The sequence below is a fragment of the Jiangella aurantiaca genome (assembly GCF_004349105.1).
Lineage (GTDB): Bacteria > Actinomycetota > Actinomycetes > Jiangellales > Jiangellaceae > Jiangella > Jiangella aurantiaca.
Map to the genome: position 1 here is coordinate 1 of NZ_SMLB01000004.1, position 16,909 is coordinate 16,909.

Below are 16,909 nucleotides of genomic sequence, written 5' to 3' on the forward strand. Positions count from 1 at the left end.
CCTCATGATGGCCCCCGGGGCGCGGGGGCCATCATGAGGTTTTCTCGAGCCTCAACACGCCTGCAATCGTGTTGAGGCTCGGGTAATCGTGGTGGTGTCCGCGATCGCGGATGATCAGGAATGCATGCCTGGTGGGCCGGGTCACCCAGTGGCGGTCGAGGGATCCAGCACGAGCCGGTCGATCGCGGCCCGCCGCTCCCGCCGTCGCCGCACGAGGACCTCGGCCGTCAGCACGACGAGCGCCGTCCAGATGAGGGCGAAGCCGACCCACCGCACCGGCGGCACCGTCTCGCCGTACACCGCGACCCCGAGCAGGAATTGGAGCGTCGGCGTCAGGTACTGCAGCGTCCCCAACGTGGTCAACGGCACCCGCACCGCCGCCGCCCCGAAGAACAGCAGCGGCACCGCCGTCACCAGCCCGCAGCCGGCCAGCAGCAGCGTCGTCCCCCAGCCGGCCGTGCCGAAGTCGCCAGTACCGTTCGCGCCCAGCACCACCAGGTAGGCGAGCGTCGGCAGGAACAGCACCGCGGTCTCGACCGCGAGGCTCTCCACGGCATCGACGTTGGCCTTCTTCTTGACCAGGCCGTAGGTGCCGAACGAGAACGCCAGCGCCAGCGCGATCCAGGGCGGCCGCCCGTAGTCGACGGTCAACACGATGACGGCGACGGCGGCCAGGCCGAGCGCCGCCCACTGCAGCCGCCGGAGCCGCTCGCCGAAGACCAGGACGCCCAGGACCACCGTCACCAGCGGGTTGATGAAGTAGCCGAGCGACGTCTCGACGATGTGGTCGTTGTTGACGCCCCAGATGTAGACGCCCCAGTTGACGCAGATGAGCAGCGCGGCCAGCGTCAGCAGTCCGTACGACCGCCGGCCGAGCGTCCGCAGCCGGCCGAGGTTGCGTGCGACGGTGAGCAGCCCGAGCACCAGGACCAGCGACCATACGACCCGGTGCGCCAGGATCTCAGCCGCGCCGGTGTCTTCCAGCAGCTTGATGTAGAGCGGGAAGACACCCCAGAGCGCGTACGCGCCGACGCCGAACAGCAGACCGGACCGGGAGGTGCTCACCAGCGCATGCTACGGGTCCGCCAGCAACTACCGCACGGTTGGCTCATGACGCGAGACGTTCACCAGGCGGCCCCCGCGGCGCCGCCGGTCGTGCTGGCGCGCACCACCAACTGCGGCTCGAACACTCGATGGCGGGGGTGGTCTCCGCGGTCCGCGATCTCGTCGACGAGGAGATCCACGGCGGCGAACCCGAAGGTCTCGTGCGGCGGCTTGACGGACGTCAGCGGGATGAGCGACGCCTCGCCGAACTCGATGTCGTCGTACCCGACGATGGCGACGTCGTCGGGGACGCGGACGCCTTCGCTGATGAGCACCTGCATCATGCCCAGGGCGAGCAGATCGTTGGAGGCGAAGATCCCGTCCGGACGGCTGTCGGCGGGCCGCTCGAGCACGAGACGTGCCGCCTCCCTGCCACCCCGAACCGTGCGGTCGGGCATGTCGATGACCTCGAGGGTCGCCAGGCCATGATCGCGAACTGCCGCGCTGGCGCCGCTGAGGCGATCGCCGATCTGCCTGATGTTCAGGGGACCGCCGACGAACGCGAGGCGGCGACGTCCCAGCTCGGCGAGGTGTGTGCCCGCAAGCCGGCCGCCGCTGACGTCGTCGATGGAGACGGAAGCCTGCTCGTCGGACATCGCCGCCTGGCCGACCAGCACGCATGGGGTGCCGCGGGCGCGTACGCGAAGGAGCCGGTCCTCGATGGGCTCATGGGACGCGACGAGCATGCCGCGAACGCGGTTCTGCTCGAACACGTCGAGATAGGTGTTCTCGCGCTCGCGGCTGCGATGTGAGTTGGCGAGGAACACCACGAGGTTCAGCTGTGAGGCGCGCTGTTCTACACCTTCGGCGATGGACGAGAAGAACGGGTTGCTCACGTCGGGCGCGATGTAGGCGATCGCCGAGCTCCGCCCGAGTCGGAGCTGCCGACCGGCGTTGTTCGGGACGAACCCGAGCGCGTCGATCGCCTGCCTGATCCGGGCTGCCTTCTCCGGGGAGACCTTGCCCGGGTGGTTGAGGTAGTGGGAGACGGTGCCGACCGCGACGCCGGCCTGCGCGGCGACATCGCGGATGCCGACCCTAGCCATGATGTTCAACCCCCTGCAGGAACGACCGTGGCCGTCGTGGCACTGACTGTACCGGGCCCAGGCCCGACGGCCCGATGCAGGTTGATATCGATTCAACAGCGACGGTAGCAGGGAACCGGCAAGGTCGCGAGCAAGCGCAGTTGCCCTGCCCGAATGTCTTGACGGTGCCGTGTGGCGTGGCTAACATCGGCCGTTGAAACGTATCAAGGTCGCGTTCGAGGAGGAATTGTGACCACTGCCACGTTCCGTGATCGCCGGATCGTCGTCGCGGCCATTGCGAGCACAGTCGCACTCGGTCTCGCAGCCTGCGGCGGCGACGACGGAAGTGAGGCGTCTGTCGACGCCCCGGACAAGCTCACCTATCTCGTGAATGCCGAGAACGGCAACATCCCGCCGGTGCTGGAAGACATGGCCCAAGGCGTGTGCGCGGAGCAGAACGAGGTTCTTCCGCTCGAGATCAGCTCGATCCCGCAAGCCGAGCTCGACGCTCAGATCCAACTGCTGGTGGGTCAGGACGCGCTGCCTGTCATGTTCGCGGCCGGTGGCACGCCGGAAGAGGGAGCGAAGCTCTGGGAAGCCGGCAAGCTGGTGGACTTCGAGAAGGAGCTCGAGGAGCTCGGCGTACTCGACCTGATCGAGCCGGGCGCCATCTCGACCATCAAGAACCTCTACGGTGGCGCGTTCAACTTCCTGCCGTTCCAGTACAACGTCGAGGGCATCTTCTACAACAAGGCCTACTTTGCCGACAACGGCCTCGATGAGCCGCAGACCTGGGATGACCTGATGGCGGCCGCCGAGACGTTCGCGGCACAGGGCATCACGCCGTTCGCCGCGTCCGGAGAACAGGGCTGGCCGATCACCAGGCTGCTCAGCGGGTACATCTACCGCTCGCTCGGCCCGGACGCGCTGCAGAAGGTGGCCGACGGCGAGGCGAAGCTGACCGACCCGGAGTACGTCGAGGCGGCCGCGCAGATCGCGAGCCTCGGCGAGAACGGCTACCTCGGGGAGAACGTGGCGTCGCTGGACTACGACAGCGCGCAGAACGAGTTCCTCACCGGCAACGCGGCGATGTTCTACATGGGCACCTGGGCACTCACCGCGATCAACGACCCGGAGCAGAACCAGATCGGCGTCGATAACGTCGGCTTCATGCCGTTCCCGGCCGTCGAGGGTGGCGCGGGCAGCATCGACCAGTACCCCTCCAACGTCGGACTGCCGTCCACCTTCGGCAGCGGGACCTTCACGAGCGAGGTCGGGGACTGGACGAAGTGCATCACCGAGAACTTCGGTGAGATGTCCCTGCGCGACCAGAACACCATCTCCGGATTCAAGGTCGTCAACGACGTCCCCGGCCTGCCGCCGCTGACGCAGGAGGTGCAGGAGATCATCGCGACCACCAGCGACACCGTGCTGTGGATGGAGGCGTTGTTCAACGCCAAGGCCGGCCAGGACTCCTCGCACAACGCCGCACTGCTGGTGACCGGAGAGATGAGCCCGGAAGACTTCATGAGCATGCTCCAGACGGACCTGGACGCCGGCTGAGACCCGGCGCACCGCGGGAAAGTCGCCCATGAAATCCGTACTCGGTGATCGCCGCGCGATCGCCATCCTGCTCGGCCCCGCGCTGGTGGTCTACACGCTGGTGATGCTCGTACCGGTCGTGTGGTCCTTCGGGTACACCTTCGTCAGTGGCAACCCGCTCGAGGGATTCCGCTTCGCGGGGCTCAGCAACTTTTCCCGGCTCGTCGACGACCCCGACGTGCACGCCGCGTTGTTGTTCACCCTCAAGTACGCGGTGATCATGACGATCGGCCAGGTCGTCATCGGGTACACGCTCGCGTTGTTCTACGTCTTCGTGCTCCGCCGGTCGTCCACGCTGGTGCGCACGCTGGTCTTCTTCCCGGTCGTCGTTCCCACGGTGGCCGTCGCCCTGCTCTACCAGAAGATCTTCCAGTCCGCGCCCCGTGACGGGATCGTGAACGAGCTGCTGGTGAACGTCGGCCTGGACCGGGTGGACTGGCTCGGTTCCGGCACGACCGCGTTCATCGTCATCGTCGTCATGGACATCTGGCGGTCCGTGGGCTTCTACGGTGTGCTGATCTACGCGGGGCTCATCGACATCCCCGACGACATCATCGAGTCCGCGCGCATCGACGGGGCACGCGGATGGAGCCTGTTCCGCCGGATCGTGCTGCCGCTGTCGCTGCCGATCCTCCTCTCGTCGATCATCTTCAGCATCAACGGCACGATCAAGGTCTTCGACTCCGTACTCGCCCTCACGAACGGCGGTCCGGGCAGCAGCAACACTCCGCTCACGCTGTACATGTACCGGACGGCGTTCGCCTACAGCGACTACGGCTACGGCGCGACCATCGCCCTGTTGCTCACGATCATGTGCTTCATCGTCACGCTCTTCATCTTCCGGTCCGCGCGACGCGACATCACAACGTGAGAGGAGGGGTCTCGTGCTCCTGGACACCGAGGCGCAGGCGCCCGCCCCCGGCCGCGCACCCGCGCGGCCGGGACGACGGCCGGGCGCCGCACGGCGCTCCGTCCGGCGCCTGCTGGTGGCGCTGGCGATCGCGGCGCTGCTGGTGGTCGAGGTCTATCCGCTGTTCTGGATGTTCATCAACTCGCTCAAGTCGAGCAACGAGTTCCTGAACACCCCGTCGTGGTCGTTGCCTGTCGACTACCGGTGGGACAACTACACCGCGGCCTGGGAGACCGGCCAGCTCGCGACCACCATCCGGAACAGCGTGGTCGCCACGCTGCCGTCGTTGTTCTTCATCATCGTCCTGGGTGTCGCGGCCGGGTTCACGTTGGAGGTGATGGTGTGGAAGGGCCGGAACACGGTGCTGCTCACGATCCTCGCCGGCATCATGGTGCCCGGTCAGATGATCCTGCTCCCGCTGTTCACGATCTACTTCGAGCTGCACCTCACCGGCTCGCTGTGGCCGCTCATCATCACCTACACCGGGCACGGGCTGCCGTTGACGGTGTTCATGATGGCGACGTACTTCCGCGCCATCCCGCGGGAGATCTTCGAGGCGTCGACCATCGACGGCGCTGGAATGATCCGGTCCTTCCGCTCCATCGGCTTCCCGATGGTCCGCAACGCCGTTCTCACCGTCGCGCTGGTGCAGTTCTTCCTCATCTGGAACGATCTGCTCTTCGCCATCACGTTCGCGAACCGCCGTGACCTCAACACCATCCAGGCGGGGCTGCTGAACTTCAGCGGCCAGTACGGATCGCTCGACTACGGGCCTCTCTTCGCGGCCATCTGCATCACCATCGGCGGCATCCTCGTGCTCTACCTCGCGCTCAACCAGCGCATCATCCAAGGGCTGGCGGCCGGCGCGGTGAAGGGCTGACCGTCAGTCCTCTCTCGATTTCGAATCGGCCGAGATGATCTTGCGCTCTCCAGGCGGACCCTGTGCCGCCCGAGGTACTGCAGGGAGACCGACCTGGGGATGCCGACGGTGGACGTGGTGTCGTCCCACTTGTCGATCGGGTCGAGGCCGACGCCGTCGACGTCCTCGAGAACCTGCCGCGGGAAGTTCAGCCGCGTCGGTGAGGAAGCTCTCGCCGTGACTCGCGTAGCAGCCGCTCATGGTGGCGACCTAGAACCGGTGGACGGGCTCGCGGCCGGACAGGTGCCTTCAGCGTTGTGGATCGAGCGGACGCCACCGCTCCATCTGCGCCGCGTCACTCATGGCACCGCCCAGCCGGTCTCGGCGCCGTCCCGGGCGAAGACCGGAATGGAGCTCAGCGGTGCCTCGACGTCGTAGCGGCGGCCGCCCTCGTACGTGGTGCCGGTCCAGACGTGCCGCCAGCGCTCACCCGCCGGCAGGTATACCTGCCGGGACCGGGCACCGTACTCCAGCACCGGTGCCACGATGAGGTCGCTGCCGAAGGTGTACTGGTCGTCCACAGTCCAGACCTCCGGATCGTGCGGATGGTCGACGAGCAGCGGCCGCATCGGCGGCAGGCCACGTTCGCTCGCGACGGCCATCTGGTCATGGATGTAGCCACGCAGGCGCTCCCGGAGGAACAGCTGGCGACGCAGCTCTTCGTACACCTCGTCGCCGAACGACCACACCTCGTTCGGCCCGGAGTTGGTCAGCGGCCCGGGACGCTGCCGGGGCTCGCGGTCGCCGTGCAGCCGCGTGATCGGGCAGAAGACGCCGAACTGGAACCACCGGATCATGAGCTCCCGGAACTCTGGGTCCTCGGGATCGCCACCGTGGAAGCCGCCGATGTCGGTGGTCCACCAGGAGAACCCGGACAGTGCCATGTTGAGACCGGCGCGGATCTGCTGGGCGAGCGACTCGAAGTCCGCCTTGATGTCGCCGGACCAGACCGCCGCACCGTAGCGCTGGCTCCCGGCCCAGGCGGACCGGTTCAGGGTGAGGATCTCCGTCTCGCCGGCGGCGCGCATCCCCTCCCAGAACGTCCTGGCGTTCTCGCGCGGGTACAGGTTCGCCACCTCGAGCCCGGGCCCGGCGTGGAAGAGCAGGTTGTCGACGGCCAGCGGGCGGATCTCCGGCTCGCCGGCATCGAGCCACCAGATCGAGATGCCGTGGTCGTGGTACCCGCGCTGGACCTGTTCCCAGATGAACTCCCGTGCGGCCGGATTGGTGGAGTCGTAATAGGCCATGAAGGTGCGGCCCTCGACCACACCCTTGTCGCCGGCGTCGACGTGGACAGGGGCGCCGCGCTCGTTGCGGACGAAGAGGCCCTTCTCGGCCATGACGGGGAAGTTCCGCGACACCGCGGTGACGGTCGGCCACACCGACACCATCACCTCGACACCCATGCCGGCCAGCTCGTCCACCATGCCGCGCGGATCAGGCCACTCCGCCGGATCGAAGCGGTAGTCGCCGACGTGCGTGCCGTGGAAGAAGTCGATGACGATGACGGACATCGGCAGGCCGCGGCGGTGGTGTTCTCGTGCGACCCCGAGCAATTGCTCCTGCGTCTGGTAGCGCAGCTTGGACTGCCAGAACCCGCTCGCCCAGCTGGGGAAGACGGGCGGGCGGCCGGTGACCTCTGTGTAGTGCTCGAGGACGGTGGCCGGCTCGCCGGCGGTGACCCAGTAGTCGATCTGCCGAGCACTGTCGGCGACCCACCGCGTGCCGTTCGATGCCAGCTCGACCCGCCCGAGCGCCGGGCTGTTCCACAGGAAGCCGTAGCCGCGACTGGAGATCACGAAAGGGATGGAGACCTCGCCGTTGCGGTGCAGCAGATCGATGACGGCGCCCTTCTGGTCGAACAGGCCGTGCGTGTGCTGGCCCAGGCCGTAGAACCGTTCGCCCTCCCAGGCGCGGAACCGCTGTTCGATCCGGTGGTAACCGTTGGCCGTGGCGGCGAACAGCCGCGGTCCGGGCCACCAGAAGTGCGCGGGCTGCTCGGCCAGGAACGGCTCGGCAGGCGTCGGAGCCGCCGCGCCGATCCGCGAGAACGACAACCGCCCGTCGGCCGAGAGCACGACGCTCAGGTCGGCTACCCGCAAGGTCACGGAGTCGTCGGCTGCGACGACGGCCGGTGCCGAGGCCTTGGGGACGTCGTCGAGCAGCGCGTGGGGGACGTCGTCGAGGATCCGGCCGAGGCCGGCCCGGACGCGCACGCCGTTGCCCCAGGCCTCGGCGCGCAGGACCTCGTGGCCGGATCTCCACTCGAAGCCGGTCGCAGAGACCGTGAGATTGTCCATCGTCACCCTCGGCGATCCGTCGGCGGTTGAGACGTTTCAAATCAGCTCGACACGTTTCTACCGGCCACGTGCAGCCTGTGTCAACGTCCGGAGCCGCTTCTTGAAACGTGTCAGAGCCACCACTGACGCGCGGCGGCCCCGCGCGTCAGGCGACCGTCCAGGTGTCCTTGCCGCGCAGCAGCGCCTGCAGGTCGCCCTCGCCCTGCTTCGCCGCGGCCTCGTCCAGCTGGGCGGCCATGAGGTCGCCGTACGCCGGCCGCTCGACCTGGCGGAAGATGCCGATCGGGCTGCGGGCCAGCGTGCCGGGGTCGGCCAGCCGGGACAGCGCGAAGGCCTGGGTGGGGTCGTCGGCGGTCGCGTCGTGGACGACCACGCCCGGGTCGTCGCCGGCACACACCTCGAGCGAACCGGTCGACGGGTTGCGCCGGACGCCGTGCTGCCCGTCGGCGCCGAACCGCACCGGTTCGCCGTGCTCGAGCCGGATGAGCACCTCATCGCGGCTGTCGCGGTTCTTGAGGATCTCGAACGCGCCGTCGTTGAAGATGTTGCAGTTCTGGTAGATCTCGACCAGCGACGTGCCGCGGTGCGCCGCCGCAGCCGACAGCACCGACGTGAGGTGCTGGCGGTCGGAGTCGATGGTGCGCGCGACGAACGTGGCCTCGGCGCCGAGCGCCAGCGAGACCGGGTTGAACGGCGACTCCAGCGAGCCCATGGGCGTCGACTTGGTGATCTTGCCCTGTTCGCTGGTGGGCGAGTACTGGCCCTTGGTCAGCCCGTAGATGCGGTTGTTGAACAGCAGGATCGTCAGGTTGACGTTGCGCCGCAGCGCGTGGATCAGGTGGTTGCCGCCGATCGACAGCGCGTCGCCGTCGCCGGTGATGACCCAGACGGAGAGGTCGGGACGCGACGAGGCCAGGCCGGTCGCGATGGCCGGCGCACGGCCGTGGATCGAGTGCATCCCGTAGGTGTTCATGTAGTACGGGAACCTGGAGGAGCAGCCGATGCCGGAGACGAAGACGATGTTCTCGCGAGCCAGCCCGAGGTCGGGCAGGAAGCCCTGAACCGCCGCGAGTACCGCGTAGTCACCGCAGCCGGGGCACCAGCGGACCTCCTGGTCGCTGGTGAAGTCCTTCTTGGTCTGCTTCACATCGGTGGTGGGCACCCCGGCGAGGCCGGGCAGGCCCAGATCGACGGGTGCGGTCACAGCGCACCCACCTCCTCCATGATCACGTCGGCCAGCTCCTCGGCCTTGAACGGCAACCCACGCACGCGGTTGTACCCGACGATGTCGACGAGATACTTGCCGCGCAGCAGCAGGGCGAGCTGCCCGAGGTTCATCTCCGGCACCAGCACGCGGTCGTAGGACCGCAGCACGTCGCCGGTGTTCGCGGGCATCGGGTTGAGATGCCGCAGGTGCGCCTGGGCCACATGGTGGCCGGCTTTGCGGGCCCGCCGCACGGCCGCGCCGATGGGCCCGTACGTCGACCCCCAGCCGAGTACCAGGAGGCGCGCCTCGCTACCGGGGTCCTCGACCTCCAGGTCGGGGATACCGGCGATACCGTCGATCTTCGCCTGGCGCAGCCGCACCATGTGGTCGTGGTTGTTGGGGTCGTACGAGATGGTGCCGGGGCCGTCGAGCTTCTCGATGCCGCCGATGCGGTGCTCGAGGCCGGGCGTGCCTGGGAGCGCCCACGGCCGGGCCAGCGTCTCGGCGTCGCGCAGGTACGGCCAGAACTCCCGCTCGCCGGTGCCGTCGCCGTCGTGGTTGGGCTCGGTGGCGAAGTTCGGGTCGATGGTCGGCAGCGAGTCGACGTCGGGGACCTGCCACGGCTCGGAGCCGTTGGCGAGGTAGCCGTCGGACAGCAGGAACACCGGCGTGCGGTACGTGACGGCGATGCGCACGGCCTCGATGGCGGCGTGGAAGCAGTCGGACGGCGACGACGCGGCGACCACCGGGACCGGCGACTCGCCGTTGCGGCCATAGATCACCTGCAGCAGGTCGGCCTGCTCGGTCTTCGTCGGCAGACCCGTCGACGGGCCGCCGCGCTGCACGTCGACGATGACCAGCGGCAGCTCCAGCGACACCGCCAGGCCGACGGTCTCGCCCTTCAGCGCGACGCCCGGCCCGGACGTCGTCGTGACGCCGAGCGCCCCGCCGAACGACGCTCCCAGTGCGGCGCCGATGGCGGCGACCTCGTCCTCGGCCTGGAACGTGCGCACGGCGAACCGCTTGTGCTTGGACAGCTCGTGCAGGATGTCGGATGCCGGAGTGATCGGGTACGACCCGAGGAACAGGGGCAGCCGGGACTGGTGGGCCGCCGCGACGAGGCCGTACGACAGCGCCAGGTTCCCGGTGATGTTCCGGTACGTACCAGCCGGCATGGCGGCGGGCTTGACCTGATACGAGACCGAGAACTCCTCGGTGGTCTCGCCGTAGTTCCAGCCCGCCTTGAGCGCGGCGATGTTGGCGTCGCGGATCGTCTCGCGGGCGGCGAACTTCTCGCGCAGGAACGTCACCGTGCCGTCGATGGAGCGTCCGTACATCCACGACAGCAGACCGAGCGCGAACATGTTCTTCGACCGCGAGGCGTCCTTGCGGGACAGGTCGAACGGCGCCAGCGCCTCCATGGTGATGCCGGAGAGGTCCAGCGCGTGCACCTTGTAGGCGCTGAGGCTGTTGTCCTCGAGCGGGTTGGTCTCCCAGCCGACCTTCTTCAGCGCCCGCGGCGTGAAGTCGCCGGTGTCGACGATGATCGTGGCGCCTTTCGGCACGTCGGGCAGGTTCGCCTTCAGCGCCGCCGGGTTCATCGCGACCAACACGTCGGGCGCGTCGCCCGGCGTGAGGATGTCGTAGTTGGCGAAGTGCAGCTGGAAGCTGGAGACGCCGGGGAGCGTGCCGGCGGGCGCCCGGATCTCGGCGGGGAAGTTCGGAAGTGTGGAGAGATCGTTCCCGAAAGAGGCGGTCTCGGCAGTGAATCTGTCGCCGGTCAGCTGCATCCCGTCACCGGAGTCGCCGGCGAATCGGATCACCACACGGTCGAGCTCGCGTACGTGCTTCACGGTCACCGTGTGTCGACGCCTCCTTCATGACGTTCGGTGTGTCCGGGGTGTCCCGGCTCGATTCCCGACCATCCATGCTACGGCGACTTTCCACAGGAACCGTCCTGCCGTCCGAAGCGTGAGAGATCACACGTCCGTGACGTCTATCGACCGATAGGACATCTACGCGTAATCTCTACGGTCACCAGGCTGGTCTAGATCAGTTCGGAGGTCGTCATGGTCGACACCGTCCGCACCGAGCCCGCCCCGCCCCGGGGGCGTCCTCCGCTCAGATCGATCGTGATCTGGACGCTGGTCGCCGTCGTGGGCGCGGTCGCCTGGGGCGTCGTCGCGCTGACCCGCGGCGAGGAGATCTCGGCACTGTGGCTGCTGGCAGCGGCGCTGGGCTCGTACGCCATCGCCTACCGGTTCTACGCGCGGTTCATCGCTCGCCGGGTGCTCAAGGTCGACGACACCCGGGCGACGCCGGCCGAGACGCTGCGCAACGACACCGACTACCAGCCGACCGACCGGCGGGTGCTGTTCGGCCACCACTTCGCCGCGATCGCCGGCGCGGGGCCGCTCGTCGGCCCGGTGCTCGCCGCGCAGATGGGCTACCTGCCCGGCACGCTCTGGATCGTCGTAGGGGTGATTTTCGCCGGCGCCGTCCAGGACATGGTCGTGCTGTTCTTCTCGATGCGGCGCAACGGCAAGAGCCTCGGCCAGATGGCACGCGAGGAGATCGGCCTCGTCGGCGGCGTCGCGGCGCTGATCGGCGTGTTCACCATCATGATCATCCTGCTCGCCGTGCTGGCGCTGGTCGTCGTCAACGCGCTGGCGCACTCGGCGTGGGGCACCTTCTCGATCGCGATGACCATCCCGATCGCACTGTTCATGGGCTTCTACCTGCGCACGATGCGGCCCGGCCGGGTGATCGAGACCAGCATCATCGGCGTCGGCCTGCTACTGCTGGCGATCGTCGGCGGCGGCTGGGTCCAGGACTCCAGCTGGGCCGACACGTTCACGCTGTCACCGGAGTCGCTGGTGCTCGCGCTGGTGATCTACGGCTTCGTCGCCTCGGTGCTGCCGGTGTGGATGCTGCTGGCGCCGCGAGACTACCTGTCGACGTTCATGAAGATCGGCACCATCATCCTGCTCGCCGTCGGGCTGCTGCTGGCGCGGCCGGTGCTGCAGAACGAGGCGCTCACCGACTTCGCCTCCAGCGGTGACGGCCCGGTCTTCGCCGGATCGCTGTTCCCGTTCGTGTTCATCACGATCGCCTGCGGCGCGCTCTCCGGCTTCCACGCGCTGATCGCCTCCGGCACCACGCCGAAGCTGATCGAGAAGGAGTCGCAGGTCCGGATGATCGGCTACGGCGGCATGCTGATGGAGTCGTTCGTCGCCATCAGCGCGCTGATCGCCGCGTCGGTCATCGACCCCGGTCTCTACTACGCGATGAACGCGCCGGCCGGCTTCCTGGGCGACTCGCTGGAGTCGGCGTCACAGGCCGTGGCCGGTCTCGGGTTCGCCATCACGCCCGACCAGCTGGCCGCCGCGGCAGCCGCCGTCGAGGAGTCGACGCTGGTGGCCCGGACCGGCGGCGCGCCCACGCTGGCCGTCGGAATGTCGCAGATCTTCACCGACGGGTTCGGCGCCGGCGGGCAGGCGTTCTGGTACCACTTCGCGATCATGTTCGAGGCGCTGTTCATCCTGACGACGGTGGACGCCGGCACCCGGGTCGGGCGGTTCATGCTGCAGGACACCCTCGGCAACGTCTGGAAGCCGATGCGCGACGTGTCATGGAAGCCGGGCCTGTGGGTCACCAGCGCTCTGGTCGTCGGGGCGTGGGGCTACTTCCTCTACGCCGGGGTCACCGATCCACTCGGCGGCATCAACCAGCTGTTCCCGCTGTTCGGCATCGCCAACCAGTTGCTCGCCGCGATCGCGCTGACCGTCGCGACCACCATCCTCGTCAAGAGCGGACGGCTGAAGTGGGCGTGGGTGACCGGCATCCCGCTGCTGTGGGACGCCGCGGTGACGTTGACGGCCAGTTGGCAGAAGGTGTTCTCCGACGACCCCACGCTCGGGTTCTTCGCCCAGCGCGACCGCTTCTCCGAGGCGCTGGACAATGGCGAGATCCTGCCGCCGGCGCGGTCGCTGGAGGACATGGAGCAGGTGGTCACGAACTCCACCGTCGACGGCGTGCTGGCGGCGTTCTTCGCGCTGCTGGTGGTGATCATCATCGCCGACGCCGCCAGGGTCTGCATCCAGGCGCTGCGCAACCCGTCCAGCGTCAGCACCACCGAGGCGCCATACGTCCGGTCGGCGATCGTCGCGCCGTCGGGGCTGATCCCGACCCGCGCCGAACGGGAGCTGATGGCGGCGGCCGCCCGCGGCGAGCGGGACGGTGACGGATGAGCGCCGCCCTGGCCGCCGTCGGGCGCGCCGCCGCGGGCATGTGGTGGTACCTCCGCGAGGTCAGTGGCGAGACGGCCTACGATCGCTATGTCGAGCACTGTCGCCGGCACGACGCCGCGGCGCGGGTGCTGTCGAGGCGCGAGTTCGAGCGTCGCCGGCAAGACGACCGCGACCGGTCGCCGCAGCAACGCTGCTGCTGAGCTGAGCCGGGTGGAACCCCGCAGGTCCGCCGCGCGTTGATTCGCAGGGCGCCGGGCTCGTCGCGACGGGCGCCCGAGAGGTGGACGTGCAACGCAATCGTGTGAAGGCCGTGGTGTTGCTGGCCGGGCTGTCGGCGCTGGGCCTGCTGGCCGGCGCGTGGTTCGGACCGGCCGGCCTGGCCGTGGCGGCGGTCGTCGTCGTCGGGCTGAACTGCTATGTGGTCCTGCGCTCCGACGTCATCGCGCTACGGGCCATGCGGGCGTACCCCGTCAGCGAGGCCGAGCAGCCGGTGCTGCACCGGGTGGTCCGGGAACTGACGGCGCCCGCGCGGGTGCCGATGCCGCGCCTCTACGTCAGCCCCACGCGCGCGGTGAACGCGTTCGCGACCGGCCGCGACCCCGCGCACGCCGCCATCTGCTGCACCGAGGGCATCCTCGAGCTGCTCGACGAGCGCGAGCTGCGCGCCGTCGTCGGGCACGAGCTCGCCCACATCCGCCGCGGCGACACTATCGTCTCGTCGATGGCGGGCGCGGTGGCCAGCATCGTCATGGTGGCCGCCGGCCTGCGGGTCTTCGGCGGCGGCCGCGACGGCGGTCAGGCCGGTCCGGTGGGCCGGGCGCTGCTGACGGTGCTCGGGCCGGTCGCCGCCGCCGTCGTCCGGGCGACGGTCACGCCGGCCCGCGAATACGAGGCCGACGCCGAAGCCAGCCGCATCACCGGCGACCCGCTCGGCCTGGCCGCCGCGCTGCGCAAGCTCGACGCGAGCACCCGGCGCCTGGTGCTGCCGCCGGAACGCGACATCGTTGCCACCAGCCACCTCATGATCTCCAGCCCGCTGCAGCAGACCGGCATCGCCAGGCTGTTCGCGTCGCACCCGCCGATGGCCGAGCGGGTCGCCCGGCTGGAACAACGGGCCGGCTACCGCCGCTGAGACCCCCAAAAGGGCTTCACGACGGGTCCAGCGCCCCCAGCCCGTTGATCTTGGAGTAGTTAGGCTTTTGTGTCCGGTATGTCCGGTAGATGGCCGAACAACTCCAAGATCGACGCCGGCAGGTCATGGAACGAGCCGGCCCGGGCGACGAGACGCCCGGCCCGTGCGGGTGCACGGACCGGGCGCCGGTTCTACGTGGGTTGCCAGCCGTCAGTCCTCGGCGGCAGCATCACCGAGGTCGGGGTTGTCGGTGAAGAAGCCGTCCATGCCGGCCTCGAGGAACACCCGGATCTCGCCTTCCAGGTCGCCGATCCCGGCGGGGTCGGCGGACGAGCGGAACTCCGCGGGCAGGAACTGGTTCTCGCGGCGGAACGTCCACCCGTGCACCTCCAGTCCGGCCCGGTGCGCGTCGCGGATGACAGGAGTCGGCGAGCCGAGCGTGCCGTCGGCGTTGCGCGGGATCATGACGTTCTTCTCCAGGCCCACGCCGTCGGCGTAGCGGGCGATCGCCCGCAGCCCGGCGGCCGTCGCGAGGTCGGCGTACGTGCGCGGATCTCCGCTGGATGCGAGGTCGTAGGGTGCGCCGCTGGAGCTGATCAGCTGGGCGATGCGCACGTCGGTCATCCGGTTCAGCTCCTCGAGGTTGCCGGTCTCGAACGACTGCAGGATGACCGGCGCGTCCGCGTGGTTCATCCCGTTGGCCTCCAGCTGCGCCACCAGCGGCTCCTCCAGCGACAGCCCCTCGACGTCGAAGTACGTCGGGTGCTTCGTCTCGGGGTAGACGCCGACCGGCTGCCCTTCGCAGGTGCGCGAGTTGCGGGCCAGGTCGAGCACCTCGTCGAGGGTCGGGATCTGGTAGAGCCCGTCGAACGCGGTGTTCTGCGGCCGGGTGGCAGGGATGCGCTCCTTGGCCCGCAGCGTGCGCAGCTCGGCGAGGGTGAAGTCCTCGGTGAACCAGCCGGTGATCCGCGTGCCGTCGATCGTCTTGGTCGTGCGCCGGCCGGCGAACTCCGGGCGGCTGGCGACGTCGGTGGTGCCGCCGATCTCATTCTCGTGCCGCGCGACCAGCACGCCGTCCTTCGTCGAGACGAGGTCGGGCTCGATGTAGTCGGCGCACTGCAGGATCGCGGTCTCGTACGCGGCCAGCGTGTGCTCCGGCCGGTAGCCCGACGCGCCGCGGTGCCCGACGACAGTGACGCCGTCGTCGGTGGGACGGGCCGGGCGCAGGTCGACGATTGCCATCTCGGTGTCGTCCGGCGTGCCGGTGACGCGCGCGTCGTTGCCCGGGTAGTTGTTGTCGTTGCCGATGAGCACGCGGCCGTCCTTCAGCCGCAGCACGGTCTCGAACGACTGGACCGGCAGTGCGAACGTCTCGCCCAAGCCGTAGCCCTCGCCGGCGTCGATGCCCAGCGGGTTGCCGATGCGTAGCGCGTCGAGGATCAGCGTCTTGCGCACGTAGCCGTCGCCGTCGCGGCGATTGAGGTCGATCTCGTAGACGCGCTTGACGACCGACTGGTCGCCCTCGAAGTCATCCCGCTCGATGATCCAGAACCGGCCGCGGCCGACGGTGAACGCGTCACCGACGACATTGGCGTCCTGGTGGGTCTGGTAGCTCCACGTGCGGCCGGTGTACCGGTCGCGGCGGGTGTCGAACTCGTGGATCTCGCGGCGGCGCTGGTCGGGGTCGTTCGTGTACGCACCCTCGACGATCGGGTAGAGGTACCGGCCGTCCGGTGAGGCTGCCATCGCCTCGAAGCCGCGGCTGGACCGGACCAGCGGTGCCTCGCCTGCCTGCAGGTACGGGCTCTGCGGCGACTTCAGGCCGCGCGGCAGCGGGACCGGCGGTTCCAGCAGCGTTCCGTCGGCAGCGAAGTGCAGGACGAACGGGCCGAACTCCTCGCCCACCCAGAACGTGCCGTCCTTCGCCAGCACGACCGACTCGATGTCGAAGTCCGCGCCGGTGAGCAGCCGGTCCGGCGTGTTCTCGTTGACGATCGGGAAGTCCAGCACGCGGTTGCGGTCGTTGTACGAGACGAACCGCTCCACCTCGATCTCGCCCGAGCCGCCGTCACCGGTGTTCCAGTCCGGCCGGACCAGGTAGTTGCGCAGCAGGAAGTCCGCCGAGTTGCCCTTCGAGCCGAACCCGTTGTCCGGCTGCGCCCAGAACGTGCCGTCGCCGTTGTCGACCATGGCCGAGAAGCCGGGGATGACCTGGCCGTCCCACGGGCCCTGGCGCCCGTTCGCCGGCGTCGCCAGGGCGCCCGACGGCGGCCCCTCGGCCAGGTAGTCCGCGGACAGCGTGGCCCGGCCCTCGAGCACGGGGTGGGTGACGGAGCCGTGGCTCCCTGTCGTGGCCGGTCGGCCGTCGTCTTCCCCGGCGGCAGCGGCGGCCGGCAGCAGCAGGGTCGCGGCGATGGCCGCCACGACCGAACGCGAGAGATGAGTCCTCATCCGCCGATC

12 protein-coding genes are annotated in these 16,909 nt (G+C 68.9%); 6 read left to right on the forward strand and 6 right to left on the reverse strand.

Going from position 1 to position 16,909, the window contains the following annotated elements; translation table 11 throughout:
• Nucleotides 1-141: 141 nt before the first annotated feature.
• Nucleotides 142-1,065 carry an EamA family transporter RarD gene (rarD, locus tag E1262_RS03780; protein WP_203453510.1) on the reverse strand — a complete coding sequence of 308 codons (924 nt, stop codon included), beginning with the start codon at nt 1,063-1,065 and terminating at the stop codon, nt 142-144.
• Between the two features lie 59 nt (nt 1,066-1,124).
• Nucleotides 1,125-2,150: a LacI family DNA-binding transcriptional regulator gene (locus tag E1262_RS03785; RefSeq protein WP_203453511.1), complete on the reverse strand. Its 1,026-nt coding sequence runs from the start codon at nt 2,148-2,150 to the stop codon at nt 1,125-1,127.
• Between the two features lie 228 nt (nt 2,151-2,378).
• On the opposite strand from E1262_RS03785, the gene E1262_RS03790 reads away from it, so the two are divergent.
• From E1262_RS03790 to E1262_RS03800, 3 genes are read left to right on the forward strand one after another with little or no spacing between them, the layout of a single operon-like run.
• Nucleotides 2,379-3,692, forward strand: coding sequence for an ABC transporter substrate-binding protein (locus E1262_RS03790; RefSeq protein WP_132101723.1), 1,314 nt, complete (start codon nt 2,379-2,381; stop codon nt 3,690-3,692).
• 28 nt (nt 3,693-3,720) lie between these two features.
• The gene (locus E1262_RS03795; protein WP_132101724.1) at nt 3,721-4,602 is read left to right on the forward strand and encodes a carbohydrate ABC transporter permease; all 882 of its coding nucleotides are present in this window, start codon (nt 3,721-3,723) and stop codon (nt 4,600-4,602) included.
• A 13-nt stretch (nt 4,603-4,615) separates the two neighbouring features.
• Nucleotides 4,616-5,521, forward strand: coding sequence for a carbohydrate ABC transporter permease (locus E1262_RS03800; RefSeq protein ID WP_203453512.1), 906 nt, complete (start codon nt 4,616-4,618; stop codon nt 5,519-5,521).
• A gap of 338 nt (nt 5,522-5,859) precedes the next feature.
• Here E1262_RS03800 and E1262_RS03805 read toward each other — a convergent pair whose 3' ends face one another.
• From E1262_RS03805 to E1262_RS03815, 3 genes are all read right to left on the reverse strand, one after another.
• Complete coding sequence (locus E1262_RS03805; RefSeq protein ID WP_132101725.1) at nt 5,860-7,860, reverse strand: glycoside hydrolase family 31 protein; 2,001 nt, start codon at nt 7,858-7,860, stop codon at nt 5,860-5,862.
• Nucleotides 7,861-8,005: 145 nt separating this feature from the next.
• Complete coding sequence (locus E1262_RS03810; RefSeq protein ID WP_132101915.1) at nt 8,006-9,046, reverse strand: 2-oxoacid:ferredoxin oxidoreductase subunit beta; 1,041 nt, start codon at nt 9,044-9,046, stop codon at nt 8,006-8,008.
• Between the two features lie 14 nt (nt 9,047-9,060).
• The gene (locus tag E1262_RS03815) at nt 9,061-10,926 is read right to left on the reverse strand and encodes a 2-oxoacid:acceptor oxidoreductase subunit alpha (RefSeq protein ID WP_238992814.1); all 1,866 of its coding nucleotides are present in this window, start codon (nt 10,924-10,926) and stop codon (nt 9,061-9,063) included.
• Nucleotides 10,927-11,136: 210 nt separating this feature from the next.
• On the opposite strand from E1262_RS03815, the gene E1262_RS03820 reads away from it, so the two are divergent.
• The 3 genes from E1262_RS03820 (at nt 11,137) to E1262_RS03830 (ending at nt 14,449) form a co-directional block, all read left to right on the forward strand.
• Entirely contained in the window at nt 11,137-13,317 is a 2,181-nt protein-coding gene (locus tag E1262_RS03820) for a carbon starvation CstA family protein (RefSeq protein WP_132101726.1), read from the forward strand.
• Nucleotides 13,314-13,517 (forward strand): YbdD/YjiX family protein, encoded by a 204-nt coding sequence (locus E1262_RS03825; RefSeq protein WP_132101727.1) that lies wholly within the window; start codon nt 13,314-13,316, stop codon nt 13,515-13,517. Before E1262_RS03820 ends, E1262_RS03825 begins: the two co-directional genes overlap by 4 nt.
• Before the next feature lie 80 nt (nt 13,518-13,597).
• Nucleotides 13,598-14,449: a M48 family metalloprotease gene (locus E1262_RS03830; protein WP_132101728.1), complete on the forward strand. Its 852-nt coding sequence runs from the start codon at nt 13,598-13,600 to the stop codon at nt 14,447-14,449.
• 210 nt (nt 14,450-14,659) lie between these two features.
• Here the strand turns inward: E1262_RS03830 and E1262_RS03835 are convergent, their stop codons facing one another.
• Entirely contained in the window at nt 14,660-16,900 is a 2,241-nt protein-coding gene (locus E1262_RS03835; RefSeq protein ID WP_132101729.1) for an esterase-like activity of phytase family protein, read from the reverse strand.
• Nucleotides 16,901-16,909: the final 9 nt, after the last annotated feature.

Coding starts and splice junctions, on each gene's coding strand:
- E1262_RS03785 (WP_203453511.1), bottom strand. CDS start 2,150: ATGGCTAGGGTCGGCATCCGCGATGTCGCCGCGCAGGCCGGCGTCGCG.
- E1262_RS03795 (WP_132101724.1), top strand. CDS start 3,721: ATGAAATCCGTACTCGGTGATCGCCGCGCGATCGCCATCCTGCTCGGC.
- E1262_RS03805 (WP_132101725.1), bottom strand. CDS start 7,860: ATGGACAATCTCACGGTCTCTGCGACCGGCTTCGAGTGGAGATCCGGC.
- E1262_RS03820 (WP_132101726.1), top strand. CDS start 11,137: ATGGTCGACACCGTCCGCACCGAGCCCGCCCCGCCCCGGGGGCGTCCT.
- E1262_RS03825 (WP_132101727.1), top strand. CDS start 13,314: ATGAGCGCCGCCCTGGCCGCCGTCGGGCGCGCCGCCGCGGGCATGTGG.
- E1262_RS03835 (WP_132101729.1), bottom strand. CDS start 16,900: ATGAGGACTCATCTCTCGCGTTCGGTCGTGGCGGCCATCGCCGCGACC.